We start from the raw sequence: 16,613 nt of genomic DNA, 5'->3' as shown, positions 1-16,613 counted from the left end.
GTCGAGACGAGCAGATCGCGGGGGCCGCGTAGCGAAAGTCTGTGCAACTCAGCACTTTCGGGGACGATCATGGGTCATGAGCAGCGCGACCACCCCGCCCCGCCGACCGCGGATACCTTCCGGGGTCTCGGCGATCGCCCGACGATTCCTCGCCCGGCCCGCACCCCCACCCCCACCCCCACAGCCGACACCTGCGCCGCGCCGCGCTGGCCTGCCACCTCGCAGGGTACGGCCGGGCACCCGGCGACCCGCGCGCGTCACCGGTCTGCGACGGCCCAAACCCAGCCCCGGCCGCGCTGCCGTCGAGCGCGCGAGAACCATCGTTACCTGGGGCGGCTGGACGAAAATCGCGGCTGTCGCCGCCACTGCTGGAATCCTGGCAAGTCTGTTATTCAACCTCAACACCGCCAACGCGAACGATAAACAATACGATATCGCCCGGCAGAAAGAACTGACCGACAGATACGCGAAAGCGGTCGAAGAACTGGCGAACCCCAATACGTCAGTTCAGCAAGGCGGCCTCTACCTGCTCTCGGGACTGGCGAGCGACTCGCGAGAATACCGATCCTCCATTTATCAGGTGGTGGCAGCATTTGTTCGAGGACAGGCGAAAGCCGACTCGAACTGTCACTACGACCCAGCCACCCGCAGTCGGCCGGAAATCAGGATCGAGGCCGCACTATCGATATTGGGCCACCGCGATCCTGACGATACGACCATGCTCGACATCTCCTACTCCTGCCTGGCAGGCGCATGGCTTCCCGGTGCCGACCTGCGCGGGATACGACTCGACGGCGTCGTTCTCGACGGCGCGGTTTTGGAGAAAGCGAAATTCGGTGGACCCACCGGACCGCCGATCATCGGAGCCAACTTCAACAATACGGAACTGTCCGGTGCGGCCATCACCAATATTCAGGTGGTGTCCTCTCAGTTCATCAACGCGTCCATGGGTGATGTCGACCTGACCGGCACGGGATTTGGTGAAGTAACAATGTGCGGCGCTGGTCTCTCCGGTGAATTCAAGGGGTTTTACGCGCAGTCTGCAGATATCCGAGACGTGTATTTCGGGAAGATGCGCGATCTCGCTAGCGACGCGTGGAGAGATCCTCTGTACAACGAAAAGACGACCTGGCCACCAGGGCTCACGATTCCACCGTCGAAAACGCCAGCAGTGATGCCCGATCTCTTTCCTAAAGAATGCGGCGGCTATTGACGGCCGCATGAGTCGGCCGCGGCGAACTCGATTACGATCCACAGCCGCCACGCGCGCTGAGGGCCTCGCGGCCCCGGAAACATTCCGAGCGATACGGTTTCTCAAAAAATCTTGGTGACGAATTCTCGATTGTCACGCAAAACAGATTTGTCTCGTAGAATCCAGTTCGGCGTTTGCGCATTTCTCACCGAGGTACGCGTCGTCGTCCGATCCCTGCGGCTGGCGACTCGCTCAACCCTGAGCGGGCAGCCGTGGGAGATTGGACGGTGACTATGCCACCTGAGGGTAAGCGTTTTCGCCACTTGCGAGCACTGCTCGACGCCTTGGCCTCCGATAGGGCCAAGGTGGCCACCGCGACCTTTGCCGCGGTGGCCACCGGCTGCTACCAGCTCGCAAGAGCAGCACATGAGGTCGGCCTGCTCTGACCGGCCCGCTCTCACTCGTCGTGCCTGCGACGGGTGAGAGCACCTCATGTCATCCACTGTTGCGCGGTTGATTCTACAGCCACGATTTCCGTAATCACAGAATTGATGAAATCTGATGTTCTGGCTTCCTGATAATTTTCTGGTGACTCGTTCGTACTCATCTCCGGTAGACACGTTCGTACTCATCTCTGGTAGCCCGTTCGTGTGCATTTCCAGTAACGATCGATGATACGTTCGCTGAGGGGTTTCAAGTCGTCGGAACGAATCCCCGCAGCGGTACGAGGCTCAATTGCTCTGATCGGTGACGAGATGGGCGGCGATCGCCGCCAGGACCAGCCCGGCGGGCTCGCCCGGCCGGTGGCCGATGCACTCGTCACCGGCGGTGCGGGGTTCATCGGTTCGCATCTGGCCGACGCCCTGCTGGCCGACGGGCACACCGTGTCCGTCCTCGATGACATGTCCACCGGGACATTCGAACGGCTGCCCTGTGGGATCACCAAGTTGCACACCATCGACGTCGCCGACACCGCCCCGGTCAACGAGGTGATCGCCGAGGAACACCCGGATGTCGTGTTCCATCTGGCCGCCCAGATCAGCGTCCGCAACTCCGTCGCCGATCCGCAGGCCGACGCGGTCGATAATATCCTGGGCTCCCTCAACGTCCTGGAAGCCGCCCGCGCGGTCGGGGCGCGGGTGGTCCTGGCCTCGACCGGCGGCGCCCTCTACGGCGACGGGGTGGCGTTGCCGACCCCGGAATCGGTACTGCCGCAAACGCCCGCCCCGTACGGGATCTCGAAGTACTGCGCCGAGCAGTATCTGCAGTTGTCCAACCGGCTGCACCACACCCGGCATGTGGCGTTGCGGCTGGGCAATGTCTACGGGCCCCGCCAGGATCCGCACGGGGAGGCCGGGGTGGTCGCGATCTTCTGTGGCCGCATCGCCGCCGACGCCGAACCGGTCGTGTTCGCTGACGGCCGCCAGACCCGCGACTACGTCTACGTCGGCGATGTCGTGGAAGCCTTCCTGGCCGCCGCCTCCTACCGGGGACCGCGGTCGGTGTTCAACATCGGCACCGGGCATCCCACCACCGTGTGGGACCTGCTGCAGGCGGTCAATGCTGCTGCGGGCAAACAGATCCCGGCTCGCTCGGCACCCCCGCGGATGGGTGAATGGCGCCACGGCGCACTGGATTCCAGTCTCGCCGCCACAGAGCTGGGATGGCGGGCGCGCACCAGCCTTGTCGACGGCATCGCTGCCACCTACAAGGAACTGACCAGCTGAATCAGGTATCGCCCGCATCCGGCCCACCCTCGCCAGTAGGGTGGGCCGGATTGCGTTGTGGACCCACCCGATTCCGTGAAGGAGTGCCTGCGCGTGGCCGCTGGTATCGAAGGCGCGAACGTCATCCTGCGCAACAGTTTCGGCCAGGTCCTGCTGTTTCTGCGCGACGACAAACCCGAGATTCCGTTCCCGAACATGTGGGCGTTGCTGGGCGGGCATGTCGAGGCGGGGGAGACCCCGCTGCAATGCCTGATCCGCGAGATCGACGAGGAACTCGGCGTGCGCCTGGATTCGGACGCGATCACGCCGGTGTGCTCGCGGATGCGGCCCTGGGGAATGTTGGAGCACACCTTCACCACAGTCCTGGATCTCGATCTGGACGTGATCGAACAGACCGAGGGCCAGGACTTGGCCTGGTTCAGCGAAGCCGACATCGCCGAGATGGTGCTGGGCTTCGAGGAAAACGACCTGCTCGCCGACTTCTTCGAACAACGCCGCCTCTCGGACCCGGCATGAAAACTAGAAGTGTTCGGCCGGGCCTGACTGGGCGCATGGGTTCCGAAGTCCGGGAGCGTGTGTCGCCGACCGATGCCGAACATATGGGCGATGCGGGCTAAGTGCGACATGGGAGTGCGAACCTCAGCGGCATGACCGACCGCACTGGATTCTCGCTCCGGAACCGGACGCGCTGCGCATACCGAGGCTCGGGTCCGAGCATTGAGACGGTTGTTGGACGCGCTCGGCGTCGGGCCCAGGTGCGGATGCTGACGACCGGCATGCGGTACGGCACTACGCAGATTGCGATACCGATGGACCTGCGCCCGGACAACGCCGAGCACCGTGTGACATGCTCGGCGAGGCACCAAAGTTCGCGCGGATGATGCACGGGCAGGGAGGATCGGGGGTATGAGCTGGACTAGTCAGCCGATATGCGCGCCTTGCTGGAACAGAGATCGTCCTGAGAGGCAAACCGCCGACGGCCACGACGGCAAGGTGGAGCGCTGTTGCCTGTGCGGCGGCGAGACCCGGGCCGGGCTGTACGAACGGATCGACGAGGCCACTGTGCCGTTCCCGCGGGAGGACTGAACGATGAGCATGACCCGATACGAAGGAACCTTCTCGGCCACCATCCACCCCGATGACGTGCCAGAGGGAAAGACCCCGGATGACGTGTGGGATTCACTGCGCGCGGCCGTAGAGAAAGCGTGCGCCGAGTGGTACGCAGCGAACCCCGGCGCTCTGGTTGGAGAGCCCGAGGTCTACGCGATGTATCCGCACTAGGCGGACAGCGTAAGCGATCCGCGTGATGACGACATCGTGTCCATGGCCCAGCCGCCAGTGCCTGCCCGACAGCGGAATCCGCGAGCTCGTCAAAACCGGGCGACCGTGGTCCGCGCCGATACCGGCCAACAGTTCAGCGCCGACGGCGACAAGCGCCCGAAACTGCTCGTCATCCGAGAAGAGTTGACACAGTGCGGACACTCGAATCAGGCCCGAAGTCGCGCGCGGCGAGCCCAGAGACACATGGTGTGGGTTTCGCGGGGTGGTGGCGGGCGATACGCTGGTGACCATGACCGACCGGGAGATCCAGGTGCGGCTGTCGGAAGAAGTGGCCGCGCAACTGAAGACGGCGCTGACCACAGCCGCCCCGCAGCAGAGCACGGCTGACCGGGAGCAGGCCCTTGCCCGCATCACCGAACTCGCGGGCGGCAAGGTGGATCCGGCGCTGCTTAAGCGCGCCTACCGAGTGCTGGGACATGATCCGGAGGCGCCCGAAGGGGCGCATGCCGGCGCGGCATGAGCGAAAAGCTCCCCAGTGGTGTGGTTTTCGACCGCGCCGCCCTGATCGAGTTCGCCCACCAAGGCCCTTATGCTCTCGCGATTGCCTTCGCCGTCGTCGACATGAGCGACACCCTGATTGTGCCCACCACCGCGTTGGCCGAGGCCCGCGCCCAGGTCCCGGCTGACCGGTTGGCGGTGCTCGAGGTGCTGCTGGACCTGCCGACCACCGTGGTGATCGACCTTGACCGGACCGCGGCCTGGTCCCAGGTCGGGGCCGTTCTCGCCGCCGCTCCGCATGTGCCTGATGGCCTTTCTGCCGCCCACGTCGTCGTCGCCGGTGTCGGGCGTGACTATCCCGTGGTCACTGATCGTGGGCCGGTGCTGCAGAGCCTCGACCCGCGCGTCACCACCGACGAATTGCCCTGACCTGCTACCGATTATCGAACATATGACCGATTAGACTGGTCGGCACGGTTTCGGTAGGTGATCGTGTGTTGCTGGTCGAGTCGGGTGAGTCGGTGTTCGAAGTCCTCGATCTGGTCGGTGAGCGCAATGCCATGGTGCAGACCGTCGAGGATTCGCCCGGCCGCTACCCGTTCCTGGCACAGATCGAGCGCCTGGCGGCGGCCCCGGATCTGGAGTGAAACGAGAAGTCGCCGGCGCAGCCGCGTACATGTTGCTTCTCTGACCTGCCATAACGTCGGCATGCCATGCTGAGTGTGTGGTCGCAGGGCTCGGCGACGTCGGCGAGCCGGAGGACATCGTCATCGCGACGGCCCCGGCCGGTGCCCGCACGCTGCCCAACGCGATCGCGACCCCGATCACCGCGATCCCACAACTGGCCACCGCGGCGGCCGCGCGTGGCGACACCGACCGGATCATCTTCGTCGACGCCGCCGAGTCGCCGATCGTGCACACTCCGGGCCGGGCGCCCAATCAGTGGCCGGAGTCGGGGGAGTTTCTCGCGCTGCCGGTCGCGTGCCCGTGGTGTGGATGGTGGCGTGACGGTGCCTGCGAGTGCCCACCGGACGTGCCGCCATCGTGACCAGGGCTGGAGTTAACGGGCAGACAACATATTGTGACGTGGTGTGCAGCGTGACCGACCTGGCGTGCCTACTGCCTGGAAGTCGCTACCCGACACGGGGTTCCGCTCGTATGGTCGCGGATGGGTTTCGAGGCTTGCTCAGCAACCGCATCGCTGTGGCCGCGCGTGAGCTATCGAGCGGCACTCACGCTTTGGAACCCCGGGAGTCGCCCGCCCTTGCGGCTCCTGATCGGCGCTTCTCCCAGCCATGGAAGCGGCCGAGTTCGAGAACGCCCGACGGCCGGCGGGACCCCCGAAAAACCTTGCCACCCCGCCGGTCCGGGAACAGCCCCGCAATAGCAACGTTTTTCCGAACCACAGCGGCCCTGGCCGTGTCAGATCGATGCAGGGCCAAAGAGAAGTCGCGTGGCGTGGATCCGGACGACATCCGGTGTCAGCTCGAGGTGGCGTACATGCGATACATCATGTGGGCTACGAGTTTTCCGCTGCCACCCCTGCGAGGTTTGGGTCCCAAGTGGCGTCGAACAGAGTCAGGGCGGCTCACCAGCTTTCGCAGCGAAGCTCACAACAACACGGGTGGTGCTGGCCTGTAGGCAGCTACTGGGCCCGCGCGGTGAATGTCGGTGCCGTTAAGGCTTCGAGCGGAAGGCTGTCGCGCCCCGGTCCGAGAGACTTGACGAGTTCCATGGCCAGGTGAAGTCCTCTGTGACGATCTCTCTATTTTTCGGGCGGCAGATACTTCGCCAGCCCGGTCGCCACGCGGGTAGCGAAGGCACAGGGGTCCTCGTCCTGGTAGTTGGTGTTGGTGACTGTGAACACGACGTTGGCGTTCTTGGTGGCGAGTTGGAGTGCGCACATGAACGGGTGGCTGTTGTTCTTGACGTGGTAGATGTGCCCGGTGTAGCTGCCGATTGTGACGTCGGTCGGGTCCTCGGGTTCGGTCCAGTCGCTGAAGTTGCTGTTGGTCCGGTAGTGCACGTCGACGTTGTAGCCGGATCCGAGTTTCGCCCACCCGCAGCTTTGGCCGTGGAATTCGGTCTTGGCCTTGTAGTTCAGGCCGAGGTCCTGCAGCGCGGAATCAGGGAAAGCCGTGCAGGGATCCCACGCTGGCGCATCGGCGTTGGTGGCATGGCTACCGCATGCGCTGATCACGAACGCGGTCGCCGTTGCCGCGATCAGGTTCCCCGCCGTCCGTAGGAACTGGTTGCTCATCGGGCTACTCCGTCCCAGCTGTTGACGTTGGTCGGTGCCGCTCCGGCCCGTAGGACATCGACGTAGATCTGGCTGCCGGGTTCGACGACTTTGCCGCCGAAGACGACGGCGTCGACGGTCTGATGAGCTCTCTGAGAATCGATGATGTATTGATCCAGGCCGGTGACACCGTACTTTTGCAGGGTTGTGGGGATTTTGGTGCTGTCTGCGTCGCCGATCTGGCTGAAGGGTTTGAGGCCGTTGTTGTCGACGAGTTCGTGCGGCAGGTTGTGGGCGTCGATTTTGCCGGAGTCGACCATCGCCTGGAGCATGACGTAGCGTTGCGCGGCCAGTGCCCGCTCGGGAACTTGGACTTGCGCGGAGTCGATGTGCTGGCCTGCGGGTGTCTCGATTCCCAGTGTGGGGTAGGACAATCCGGGTTTGTCGTTGAGCAGGGCGACGGTGGGGTCTTTGAGGTAGGCCTCGACGGAGCTGACGATCGGCGTGATGATGGTGTCGCCGCCGGGCAGTAGTTTGAGCGGTGCTTTGAGGCTGGCGTTGAGGAATTCCTTGGCGGACATGAACCCTGCACCCAGGGTGTCTTTGCTGTGGCTGGCGGCGGCTGCGGCGTCGTAGTTGTGCAGGCCGTTGTTGCCGGCGATGCCGCCTTCGACGAGTCCTTGCAGTCGTCCCGAGTACAGCGCGTACTTGCTGGCATCCCCATCGTCACCGCTGCCTCCGGCGAGCACGAAAGCCTTGTCGTACTGGTAGGACTGAGCGATAGCGGCACCGTTGAGGATCTTCCCGGCCAGCGGATCGTCATCCATCAGCGTGAACACGCGAGTGGCTTGGACCGGGTTGAGGTCGCCGAATCCGTGTGTGCCGGTGATGCTTTCGGGAACATCGACCATGTCGCCGACATACGGTGACAGTGCTGCGGCCACGTACGGCAGGGCCTGGCTCTTGTGGTTGAACAACGAGTCGAAGTTGTTGAGCCCTTCCGGGGATTTGGTGGTGGAGATGATGTCGGCCAGGGCGTGCGCGGACTTACCGGCCTTGGTGGCTTCGTCGAGTTGGTGCTGGTAGCCCTCGTCACCGGGCGACAGCTCGACGTGAGCGTCTTGTGACATCCAGTCGAGCACGTTCTTCATCGGTGACTTCTCGATACCGCCGGGCCAGTCGTGTTCCAGCAGCGACACGACCGCGGGATCGCGGTGATAGCCCGACCCCAGCTGATCCGGGGTGCCTTCGCCGGTGAGGATGATCGACGTGGCATCGGTGTTGCGGGAGCCGATATCGATGACGTGACCGATCGTGTCGTTGAGCGACGTCGCGTCCTGCGGAAGGGCGGCGGTGCGTCCGTCGGTCTGGATCTCCGACAAGAACGCGCCTTGCCGGTAGAGCTCGGTGCTGAGTTTGGTGCCGGGGGTGTAGTCGGGATCAGCCAGGTCGAGCGCGCTCGATAGGCGCGCCAAATTCTTGTAGTGGTCGCGACCGGCCTGAAACTCGCTGACGCCCTTGGGGTTTTCGTACTTGGATGAGTTGCCGTCCCACACGTAGCCGGGCATGCCGGGTTGGGAACCAGGCTGTTCGACGACCCGGTTGGAGATGATGTCGCGGTAGGACTGCGGCAGCTGCTCGTAACCGCCGTCGATCTGTTTGCCGCCCGCCTCCACACCCTTGACGTTCTGATTCGACAGCAGCATGAACGACTGAGCCAGCTCCTGCGCGCGTTTCTCCCCGTCGGGTCCCTGCGCACGCAGTTGCTCACTGAGCTTCTCGAACCCTTCCGGCCCCGCACTATCGAGAAGTTTCTGGGTGAATTCCAGGTTGGAGGCCGGAACGACCACCGTCTGGCCGACCTTCAGCTTCGCCTTGTCGTCGTCGGAGAGCTGGGTTTCGTCGAGGACCTGATCGACCTGCGCCATCACATCATCGGGGATCTGGTCGGAGTCTTTGATCTTCTTGCCCAGCTCGTCACCGGACGCCGCGGTGACCGCTACCGGCCGGGCGCCATCGACGCTGTTGGGCAACTCCCCGAAGGCTTTCGTGATGGCGTCGGCGAGGTCCTGTGCTGTTTGAGCTGCGACGAACAGCGCGGCACGCATCTGCTCGGAGTAGCGCTTCGCGGTGGCCTGCAGCGCGGCGAGTTTGATCGTCCCGTTGGCCTTGTCCGATAGTGCATGTGCCAGCTGCGACAGCGACAGGACCACGTCGCCTTCTTCGCCGACGAGGAACCCTTCGTCCTCGATCTCCTTCTTCTGGTAGACCACACCGCGTTGCGCGGAATCCATCGGCTGCATGCCACTCGACACGGCGGTGCCCGCGGCTTCCAGCGCCCCGACGACCTTGTAGCCCTCGTCGCGCACCGTCACCGTCTTATCGCGCAGCGCGTTACCGAACTTGCCGACGATGAACTCCGCCGAGTTGCCGACGTTGTTGTTCACCGCGTCGAGTTCAGTTTTGAGCTTGCCCGCCTGCTGAGTCCAATAGGTGCCCTGACCCCCCAACACACCGAGCTGCCACTTGGCCACCTGTGTCACGGTCGGCCGCGGCATCGGGTCCGACCAGCTCACCTGAAACCGGCTTGCGTGATATGGGTCCCGTTGAGCCGGTCCTGGGTCTCGAGCGCCGTCAGACCGGTATCAGTGCTGACCGCGAGCACCCGAATCTTCTCGGTCGTCGCACCCAACGCGGTGGTGGCATCCTGCGAACCCGCGACGCACGCCGCCTCGACACCGGTCCCCGGCACTTTGCCCGCGATCGAGAGAACCTGCTCGTCCGCGCGGACAGTCGCCAACGTGTCTGCGGAAGTCCTGACAGTCGTGATCAATGTGCGAGTGCGGTCGGGGTCCACGTAGATATCTGGGTTGGTCACCGCTGATCCCCCCTTGGGCCAGTGTTGATCGAGATACTGCATGGAACAGTACTGCAGGGCCACCGTCGCAGGATGTGACGCGCAATCAGTCTGCTGCGATCCGAGACTTGGGACGCCAAGGATTGTCCCCTTCGTCCCAGGATTCCGCCGCTGGCTGCGTGGGCGGCAAACCACGCTGGGGAGCATCGCCGATCTGCTCGACGACGCCGACGACCCGCGGGTCGCTGTGGACCTCACGCACGAGCTGTTCGACCTGCTGCTGGGCTTGCTCACGCGCCCGATTGATCATCTCCGTGATCACCTTGCCGAGACGGGCGTTGTCCACGACCACGTCTTCGTCGATGACGACGGCACGAACTTGTCCGTTGGCGTAAACGTCGACGTAGACACCGTTTTCGCGGATGGCGGCGCGACCGTTGCACAACGCGTCAGACAGCCGGTCCATCTTCGTGGCCAGCGAGTCGGTGTATCCGAACGAACCTGATTGCGGTGAGCTCACCCAATCCCTCCATGCCGAATGGACACGTTCACAACGTTATCGGTGCCCCGACCCTGCCACGGACACCGGCAACCGGCCAGTCCCCAGCACGGCGGTTTCCGAGTGCCGACCTAGGTCGGGGGGAGGACCGGTATGGAGGCGATGCGGAACAATCCCGGTGTGGACGAGGACGATATCTACGGTTTTGACGAGATCCCGCTGGCGCGCATCGCACTCGCCGGACAGGGGCTCGAGCGTCTGACCGCGCAGGAGCGCACCGAAATCCATGTGTACGCGGTCAGTGGTTTCGAGCTGGTCAATCCGCCCATGCGCGGGCTGAGCCCCATGACACCTGCGGTGCAGCGCCGAATCGACATCATCCGGGCAGGATTGAGCAAGTACCCGCTGCCGACCATGGTCCGCGTCAGCCGTCTCACCGACGCCGCCCTCTACGGGCTGACGGACGCGGCTTCCGCAGAAGATCTACTCGGGGAGGTATTCGACGAGTTCGCGTTCATGTCCACCAGCGGCGCTGCCGACCCACCGCCGTCGCGGCGCCCGGCCAGGCCCGTCATCCTCGACCTGATCGTCCCGGAAGGCACCCCTGCCCTGCGGCTGGGTGAACTCGCCGAGTATCCACTCGAACAGGAAGTACTGCTCATCGACGCGCGCAGCTACATCGTCGTTGGCGTCGAGTTCGATCAGGCGCGTAACATGTGGCGGATCAGGGCAGTCGTGGAACAGGAGGATGAGCGGTGAGCGCATTGACGCAGGACCAACTGCACCCCGTCCGCCGGAATCTGACCCCCGAGCAGCGCGAAGCCCGTCTGCGCCAGGCCGAGAAGGTCCTGGGCCGCAAGCTGCCGCGCAAAGCGACTGTCGAAGCCGGGAAACGCAACCAATAGCCGGCGAGCGCCTCGGCGCATCGCGTCGGAGGCGGTGGGCGCGAATCTCATAGTGATCGAGCAACCCCTGACGAGCGGTGCTCTTCGGGCGATCATCAAGACCCAGAGGGTGTCTCGTGAGCGATCGTTTTAGAGACAGCACATCAGCGAATCCCGAAGGCATGGCAAGCCGGGGTGGGTCGGACACCGACAGAGAGTTACGAAACGCGTGTTCTCGCGCACATGACCGCTGAACTGCACTTATCGACAGCACTATGCGTTGTCTGCGCTGGGCATCGGGGGCTGGATTGTTACATTTGGGCGTACCCGTGCCCTCACAGACCCTGGTCGCACCGCGACTGGGGACTCGTCTTTTCTGCACTCCAACCGTTCAAGCCCGAACCCGGCGGAGATTCGCACCGGCGAGATCCGCTGTAGAGCACAGCGGCGATCGCGGTCGCGGCGGTCGCGAAGGGAAGAGCGCGAGCAAGCAGCCCCGGCGCGAGCGACCGCTGTAGAGCAGCGCTGAAGCGCGGCCACGCTGTCCATGAGGCCGTGGCAGTAGGGGATGCAGCCGGTGCCTACGGCCCCCGCCGGCCAGAGGGGGTCCCGGTAGTAGCCGCCGAAAATCCAACGGATATAGCGTAGTTGCCGCCGGGCGCAGACGGATCTCGGTTCGGCCTGCGGTGATAGCTGGTCGCTGGGGTTATTGGTGCAAGCCGGGCAGGGTAGTGGAGGCAGGGTGGGAGCCGAGAGCGACGATGAGCGCGAAGAAGGTGAGCGCCAGGCCGGTCGTGCCACCGAAGGCTTTGAATCCGGTGAGGGCGGCGTTGAACGGGTTGGCGCCGCCGCGCCATGAGACGAACGCGGCGATCATCCCGCAGAGGGCGGCGACGGCGAGCAGCAGCCCTACAGCGAGCCAGAAGGTGGCCGTTCCGGCGCGCACTCCGTCGGCCACGACGACATTCGATCTCGCAAGACTTGCATAACTGCTGTTCATAGCTATGTAGAGTTGCATGATAGCCAGTATAGAATGGCTTCTATGGTTGGCAAGGTGCGTACGACTCTCCAAACACTCGAGGTGCTACGTGTCCTGCTCGTGCAACCCGAGCGTGAGAACTACGGGTTGCGGATCTCCCAGCGTTGTGGATTGCCCACTGGCAGCATCTATCCCATCCTCGCTCGCCTCGAGGCCGCGGACTGGATCGCCAGCGAGTGGGAGGACATCGACGAATCCGTCGAAGGTCGCCGCCGTCGTCGCCTCTACCGACTGACCGATGGCGGGGCAGCCAACGCACGTACCGCCATCATGGAGGCACAAAACAAGCTCGGTGCACGTCAAGGTGATTGGCAGCCCGACCCTGGCATGGTGTGGGGGGTATGAGCCATGACAAGCCCGAACAGGCCCGCCCGCCGGGCCCAGGCCGCCGCGCCGCTCGCGACGGCGCTGATCTGGCTGGCCACAATTCTGCTGCCAGCTGACCACCGCGCGCGGTATCGCCTGGAGTGGCAGGGCACGCTCGAAGAGATGATCGCGGAAGAGCTGCCTGCTCTACGGTTTGCGATCGACATCCTGCGGTGGGTGCCCGTCATTGCCTTCGCGGCGCACTGTTCCACGGTCCGGCAGGGCTGGAAAGCGAAGTCGAGTTCCTCGAATTGGGTTAATGCGCTGGCGATTTCCGCAAGTTTCATGAGCATGATGGTCGCTTCAGCGGGCGTGGGGAACCTGCCTGCCGCGGTGATCGCCAGCGGGATGTTCCTCCTTGCCATCTTTGCGTGGCGGACGTTGCGGAGCGGCCGGGCTTTTGCTCCGCTGCTCTGGTTGCAGGTGCGCGCGCTGGGCGATGCTTCAGACTTCGAGTTCGAATCCGTTCCGGCGGACCGTCGTTAATGAACGGGCAGCCAAGCCAAGCATCAACCACCCCACACCCAGGACTAGCGAATCAACCTCTACCAGGGCACGTCCCGAACTTCGTTGGATTCTCGGCCGTTACTCCTGGAACCCCTACCGCATGGCGGTGGAGATAAGGGGCGAACTACCGATCAGGATCGTCCGACGCTGATAGCGCCCAGCCGTGCTCACGGCGAGATGTGAACGGGCAGTGACGGACCGAGCACGAGTGACGGGCGAGGGTGTCAGCGCGGAGAACTCCGGTCCCGCGACCGCCTTGCTCGAGGACCTTTCGATCTTTCTGCACCTGGTGCCACGCCCGGTCGTTCAGGGCGCGTAGGCGCGGGGCCGACCGGTCTCCACCGAGTCCCCCTCTGCTGCCCACGATTTCGAGTCGGGCCGACTCACCTCGGGCAGGAAGCCGGTGGTGAGGAAGTGCTCGATGTAGCGGTCGAGGACCAAACCGTCGATGACGGGGCAGCGGACAGCGCTGTCGCACAGGGATTCTTGCGTATTCGCGTCGCTGTATCGGGAGGATCGGTCGATCCCGGTGAACGTCGGTGCCAGCAGGACCGCGCGAGTCAGTGAATCGTCACCGGCCATGCTGCGCGAGGCGGATTCGCGCTGCAGTTTCTGCCAGATGATATCGATCGGCGCGATGGCGACCGGTCGCTGGCGGCGGCTCATGCAGTCGAGTATGTCGTGTATAGCGATGGGGGAGTGGTTGATCAGGTGATAGGCGGTGTGGCGGGGCGACTGGAGCGCGATCGTGATGATGGCACGCGCCACGTAGTCGACGGGGACCAACGACACGGTCGCATCGCCGATATCGGGTGCTGCGCCGAGGATCGCGGCGGCGCGAATCATGTTCCAGAATGCGTCGTCGGGGTTGTTGACGGCGAGGGTCGTGTCGGCACAGATGGTGCCGGGTCGGTAGATGGTGACCGGTACCGCGCGTTGTCCGGCCTGGCGGACGAGTTCCTCGGCAACCCATTTCGAGGTGAGGTAGCCGTTGTCCTGGACTTGGTCTGGGCGCAGCCGGTCGTTCTCGGTGATCGATTCCGGGGCTGAGTCCGCGGGTACCACGGCGCCGAGGGTGGAGATGTAGTGGACGGATTTGATCCGGCCGGTGGTCGCCAGTCGCAGGATCGCGCGGGTGGCTTCGACGTTGGTGGCTCGCAGCCGCTCATACGGCTCTAGGTGATTGACGCGCGCACCGTTGTGGATGATCGCGTCGACGCGCACGGCGAGCAGGTCGAAATCCGGGCGACTCAGTCCCAGACCCGGTTTCGACATATCGCCGCACACCACGCTGACCCGTTCAGCGATCCTGTCGACGGGTAGCCCGAATCGTGTCGTCGTCTCGATGATTCGAGCCAGGCCCGTCTGCGGGGTGGTCGAGCGGACCAGGCACCATACGTGCGCGGAGGTATGGGCCAGAACTTCCTGTAGCAGATGCACGCCGAGGAACCCGGTCGCGCCGGTGAGGAGGATGTCTCGAGGGGAGCCGCCGTGTGCCGGTGCTTGCCCGACCGCGGTGATCGCGGGCTCCAAGATGGCATCGGTGGCGGGGGCGTGCTCAGCGGCCGGGCTCGGCGTGCCTTCGAGGTGGGCCGCCAGTCTGGCGACCGTGGGCGCGGCCAGGATCGCCGACATCGGCACGTCGCGGCCCAGCAGCTGGGAAAGCTGTTGGTGCACCGTGAATACCAGCAGTGAGGAGCCGCCGAGCTCGAAGAAGTCGTCGTGGATCCCGATGCTGGCGAGGTCGAGCACCTCACGAAACACCTGTGCGACCGCGGACTCGAGCGGTGTGCGTGGTGCAAGGATGTCGTCGCGGACGAACACGGGATCGGGAAGGGCGTTGCGGTCGAGCTTCCCGCTGGCATTGAGAGGCATATGGTCGACGACCACTACGGTCGCGGGCACCATATACGCGGGAAGCAGTTCGGAAAGACTGTGCCGCAGGGCTTTCGGATCGAGAAGCGCCTCCGGTGCCGGGACTGTGTAACCGATCAGGGCCTGCTCGCCGGCTATGTGCCGAACCAGTGCGACCGCTTGAGTGACACCGGGTTGGTCCATCAGGGCGGATTCGATTTCGCCGAGTTCGATGCGGTGGCCGCGCAGTTTGATCTGGAAGTCGGTGCGGCCCAGGTAGTCGAGTGCGCCGTCGGGTCGCACACTGACCAGGTCGCCGCTGCGGTACATGCGTGTGCCGGGCGCTCCGTGGGGATCGGCGACGAAGCGGGCGGCGGTGAGTCCGGGCGCGTGGTGGTAACCGCGGGCGAGCTGGTCGCCGGCGAGCATCAGCTCTCCGGCGACACCGACCGGTGCGGGATGCAGCCGCGCGTCCAGTACCTGACACTGCGAGTTCCAGACCGGTGTACCGATGGGCACGCTTGCCGCCCGCAGATCGGCGTCCTGAACCGGGTGTGCGGTGATGCTGACCGCGGCCTCGGTAGGGCCGTAGACGTTGTGCACAGGAGCGGGAGACAGACCGGCGAACGCGTGAACGGTTTCCGGAGCCAAGGCCTCTCCGATGACGAAGACCGCCCGCAGCGACCTGAGATCCTCGGGCTGTGCGGCATGGGCCAGAACGGTCAGCATGGTAGGCACGAAGTCGGTCAAGGTGACTCGATGGGCACCCAACAGTCGGCTGATCATCTCGGGATCGCGTTCCTGGCCTGGCTCGGCGAGAACCAGGCGCGCCCCGGCCGCCAAGGGCAGGAAATATCCCCAGAGCGAGACGTCGAAGGTCGCGGCTGTCTTGTGCAGATAGGTATCTGCGGGCGTGACCTGGTACTCGGCCCGCATCCAGGCGATTTGGTTGACGATCGCGGCATGGGTGACCACGACGCCTTTGGGGCGGCCCGTGGATCCGGAGGTGAAAATGACGTAGGCGGGGTGCGCGGGGCGCAGCGGGGTGATGCGTTCCTCGTCGTGCACCGGCCCGGACGCGAAGCCGGACAGGTCGAGGGTATCGACCGCGTAGGTGTCGGCGGCGTCGAAGGCCCCATCGGAGGTGGTCAAGATCCGTTGTGGGGCTGCGGATTCGAGAATGTAGACATTGCGTTCGCGGGGATGGTCGGGATCGAGGGGCACCCAGGCCGCCCCGGCCTCGGCGACGGCGTAGATCGCCACCACTTGTTCGATGGACCGTCGCATGGCCACCGCGACGATCGATTCCGGGCCGATGCCCCCGGCGATCAGCCATCGCGCCAGCCGGGTGACACGGTCGTGGAACGCGCGGTAACCGATCGACTGCGATCCGCACACGATGGCGACGGCATCCGGTTGCGCGGCGGCCCGCCGTGCCACCGCGGCGGTCAGGTGTTCTCGTGGCACGCAGCGGTCCAGACCTCGGTGGCGCCGGTACATGCCGGGGGACCAGAGCGCGAGATCTCCGACAGGGCTGTCGGGCGCGTCGAGGATCGATTGCAGCAGTTGGACGTATGCCCGCGGACGCGGGGCGGCGGGTGGTGCGGCAGGGGTTTCTGGTGGGGGTGACGAATCCGAAGACGGTGGTGTTCTTCGCGGCGGTGTTGCCG

19 protein-coding genes are annotated in these 16,613 nt (G+C 64.6%); 13 read left to right on the top strand and 6 right to left on the bottom strand.

Translation table 11 applies throughout. The annotated features are described in order from the left end of the window. The first annotated feature begins 76 nt into the window (after positions 1-76). The 9 genes from ACWELQ_RS01500 to ACWELQ_RS01460 all read left to right on the top strand — a co-directional run bounded on the left by ACWELQ_RS01500 (position 77) and on the right by ACWELQ_RS01460 (position 5,746). Complete coding sequence (locus ACWELQ_RS01500; protein WP_452395064.1) at positions 77-1,213, top strand: pentapeptide repeat-containing protein; 1,137 nt, start codon at positions 77-79, stop codon at positions 1,211-1,213. 266 nt (positions 1,214-1,479) lie between these two features. Then, the gene (locus tag ACWELQ_RS01495) at positions 1,480-1,638 is read left to right on the top strand and encodes a hypothetical protein (RefSeq protein WP_452395063.1); all 159 of its coding nucleotides are present in this window, start codon (positions 1,480-1,482) and stop codon (positions 1,636-1,638) included. Between the two features lie 309 nt (positions 1,639-1,947). After that, on the top strand, positions 1,948-2,919 hold the full coding sequence (locus tag ACWELQ_RS01490) for an NAD-dependent epimerase/dehydratase family protein (protein ID WP_452395062.1): 972 nt from the start codon (positions 1,948-1,950) through the stop codon (positions 2,917-2,919). Positions 2,920-3,012: 93 nt separating this feature from the next. Further along, on the top strand, positions 3,013-3,435 hold the full coding sequence (locus ACWELQ_RS01485) for an NUDIX hydrolase (protein ID WP_452395061.1): 423 nt from the start codon (positions 3,013-3,015) through the stop codon (positions 3,433-3,435). 573 nt (positions 3,436-4,008) lie between these two features. Next, positions 4,009-4,200 (top strand): hypothetical protein, encoded by a 192-nt coding sequence (locus ACWELQ_RS01480; RefSeq protein WP_452395060.1) that lies wholly within the window; start codon positions 4,009-4,011, stop codon positions 4,198-4,200. A gap of 289 nt (positions 4,201-4,489) precedes the next feature. Further along, the gene (locus ACWELQ_RS01475; protein WP_452395059.1) at positions 4,490-4,720 is read left to right on the top strand and encodes a hypothetical protein; all 231 of its coding nucleotides are present in this window, start codon (positions 4,490-4,492) and stop codon (positions 4,718-4,720) included. Then, complete coding sequence (locus tag ACWELQ_RS01470; protein ID WP_452395058.1) at positions 4,717-5,127, top strand: hypothetical protein; 411 nt, start codon at positions 4,717-4,719, stop codon at positions 5,125-5,127. Before ACWELQ_RS01475 ends, ACWELQ_RS01470 begins: the two co-directional genes overlap by 4 nt. A 65-nt stretch (positions 5,128-5,192) precedes the next feature. Continuing rightward, entirely contained in the window at positions 5,193-5,345 is a 153-nt protein-coding gene (locus tag ACWELQ_RS01465) for a hypothetical protein (protein ID WP_452395057.1), read from the top strand. Between the two features lie 77 nt (positions 5,346-5,422). Further along, entirely contained in the window at positions 5,423-5,746 is a 324-nt protein-coding gene (locus ACWELQ_RS01460) for a hypothetical protein (protein ID WP_452395056.1), read from the top strand. Positions 5,747-6,463: 717 nt separating this feature from the next. Here ACWELQ_RS01460 and ACWELQ_RS01455 read toward each other — a convergent pair. Genes ACWELQ_RS01455 through ACWELQ_RS01440 form a run of 4 tightly spaced genes read right to left on the bottom strand, consistent with a single transcriptional unit; the run spans position 6,464 to position 10,314 of the window. Continuing rightward, a complete protein-coding gene (locus ACWELQ_RS01455) occupies positions 6,464-6,958 on the bottom strand; it encodes a DUF3558 family protein (RefSeq protein ID WP_452395055.1) in 495 nt (164 codons plus the stop codon). After that, positions 6,955-9,471 carry a TPR repeat region-containing protein gene (locus ACWELQ_RS01450; protein ID WP_452395054.1) on the bottom strand — a complete coding sequence of 839 codons (2,517 nt, stop codon included), beginning with the start codon at positions 9,469-9,471 and terminating at the stop codon, positions 6,955-6,957. Before ACWELQ_RS01450 ends, ACWELQ_RS01455 begins: the two co-directional genes overlap by 4 nt. Before the next feature lie 38 nt (positions 9,472-9,509). Further along, positions 9,510-9,878, bottom strand: a complete 369-nt coding sequence (locus ACWELQ_RS01445; protein ID WP_452395053.1) for a hypothetical protein — start codon at positions 9,876-9,878, stop codon at positions 9,510-9,512. 22 nt (positions 9,879-9,900) lie between these two features. Further along, positions 9,901-10,314 carry a YbaB/EbfC family nucleoid-associated protein gene (locus ACWELQ_RS01440; protein ID WP_452395052.1) on the bottom strand — a complete coding sequence of 138 codons (414 nt, stop codon included), beginning with the start codon at positions 10,312-10,314 and terminating at the stop codon, positions 9,901-9,903. Between the two features lie 132 nt (positions 10,315-10,446). Here ACWELQ_RS01440 and ACWELQ_RS01435 point away from each other — a divergent pair, with 132 nt between their 5' ends. Both ACWELQ_RS01435 and ACWELQ_RS01430 read left to right on the top strand, forming a co-directional pair. Continuing rightward, complete coding sequence (locus ACWELQ_RS01435; protein ID WP_452395051.1) at positions 10,447-11,052, top strand: ADP-ribosyltransferase; 606 nt, start codon at positions 10,447-10,449, stop codon at positions 11,050-11,052. After that, entirely contained in the window at positions 11,049-11,198 is a 150-nt protein-coding gene (locus ACWELQ_RS01430) for a hypothetical protein (protein WP_452395050.1), read from the top strand. Before ACWELQ_RS01435 ends, ACWELQ_RS01430 begins: the two co-directional genes overlap by 4 nt. A 685-nt stretch (positions 11,199-11,883) precedes the next feature. Here the strand turns inward: ACWELQ_RS01430 and ACWELQ_RS01425 are convergent. Continuing rightward, positions 11,884-12,135 (bottom strand): hypothetical protein, encoded by a 252-nt coding sequence (locus ACWELQ_RS01425; RefSeq protein WP_452395049.1) that lies wholly within the window; start codon positions 12,133-12,135, stop codon positions 11,884-11,886. 84 nt (positions 12,136-12,219) lie between these two features. Between ACWELQ_RS01425 and ACWELQ_RS01420 the strand changes: the two genes are divergently transcribed. Continuing rightward, positions 12,220-12,561, top strand: a complete 342-nt coding sequence (locus ACWELQ_RS01420) for a PadR family transcriptional regulator (protein ID WP_452395048.1) — start codon at positions 12,220-12,222, stop codon at positions 12,559-12,561. 3 nt (positions 12,562-12,564) lie between these two features. Then, a complete protein-coding gene (locus ACWELQ_RS01415) occupies positions 12,565-13,068 on the top strand; it encodes a hypothetical protein (RefSeq protein WP_452395047.1) in 504 nt (167 codons plus the stop codon). A gap of 327 nt (positions 13,069-13,395) precedes the next feature. Here the strand turns inward: ACWELQ_RS01415 and ACWELQ_RS01410 are convergent, their stop codons facing one another. Next, on the bottom strand, positions 13,396-16,410 hold the full coding sequence (locus ACWELQ_RS01410; protein ID WP_452395046.1) for an amino acid adenylation domain-containing protein: 3,015 nt from the start codon (positions 16,408-16,410) through the stop codon (positions 13,396-13,398). Positions 16,411-16,613 lie beyond the last annotated feature (203 nt).

The organism is Nocardia sp. NPDC004722, from assembly GCF_053601505.1.
Note: the sequence above shows the minus strand (reverse complement) of the source record. Positions and strands in the feature narration are given on the sequence as shown.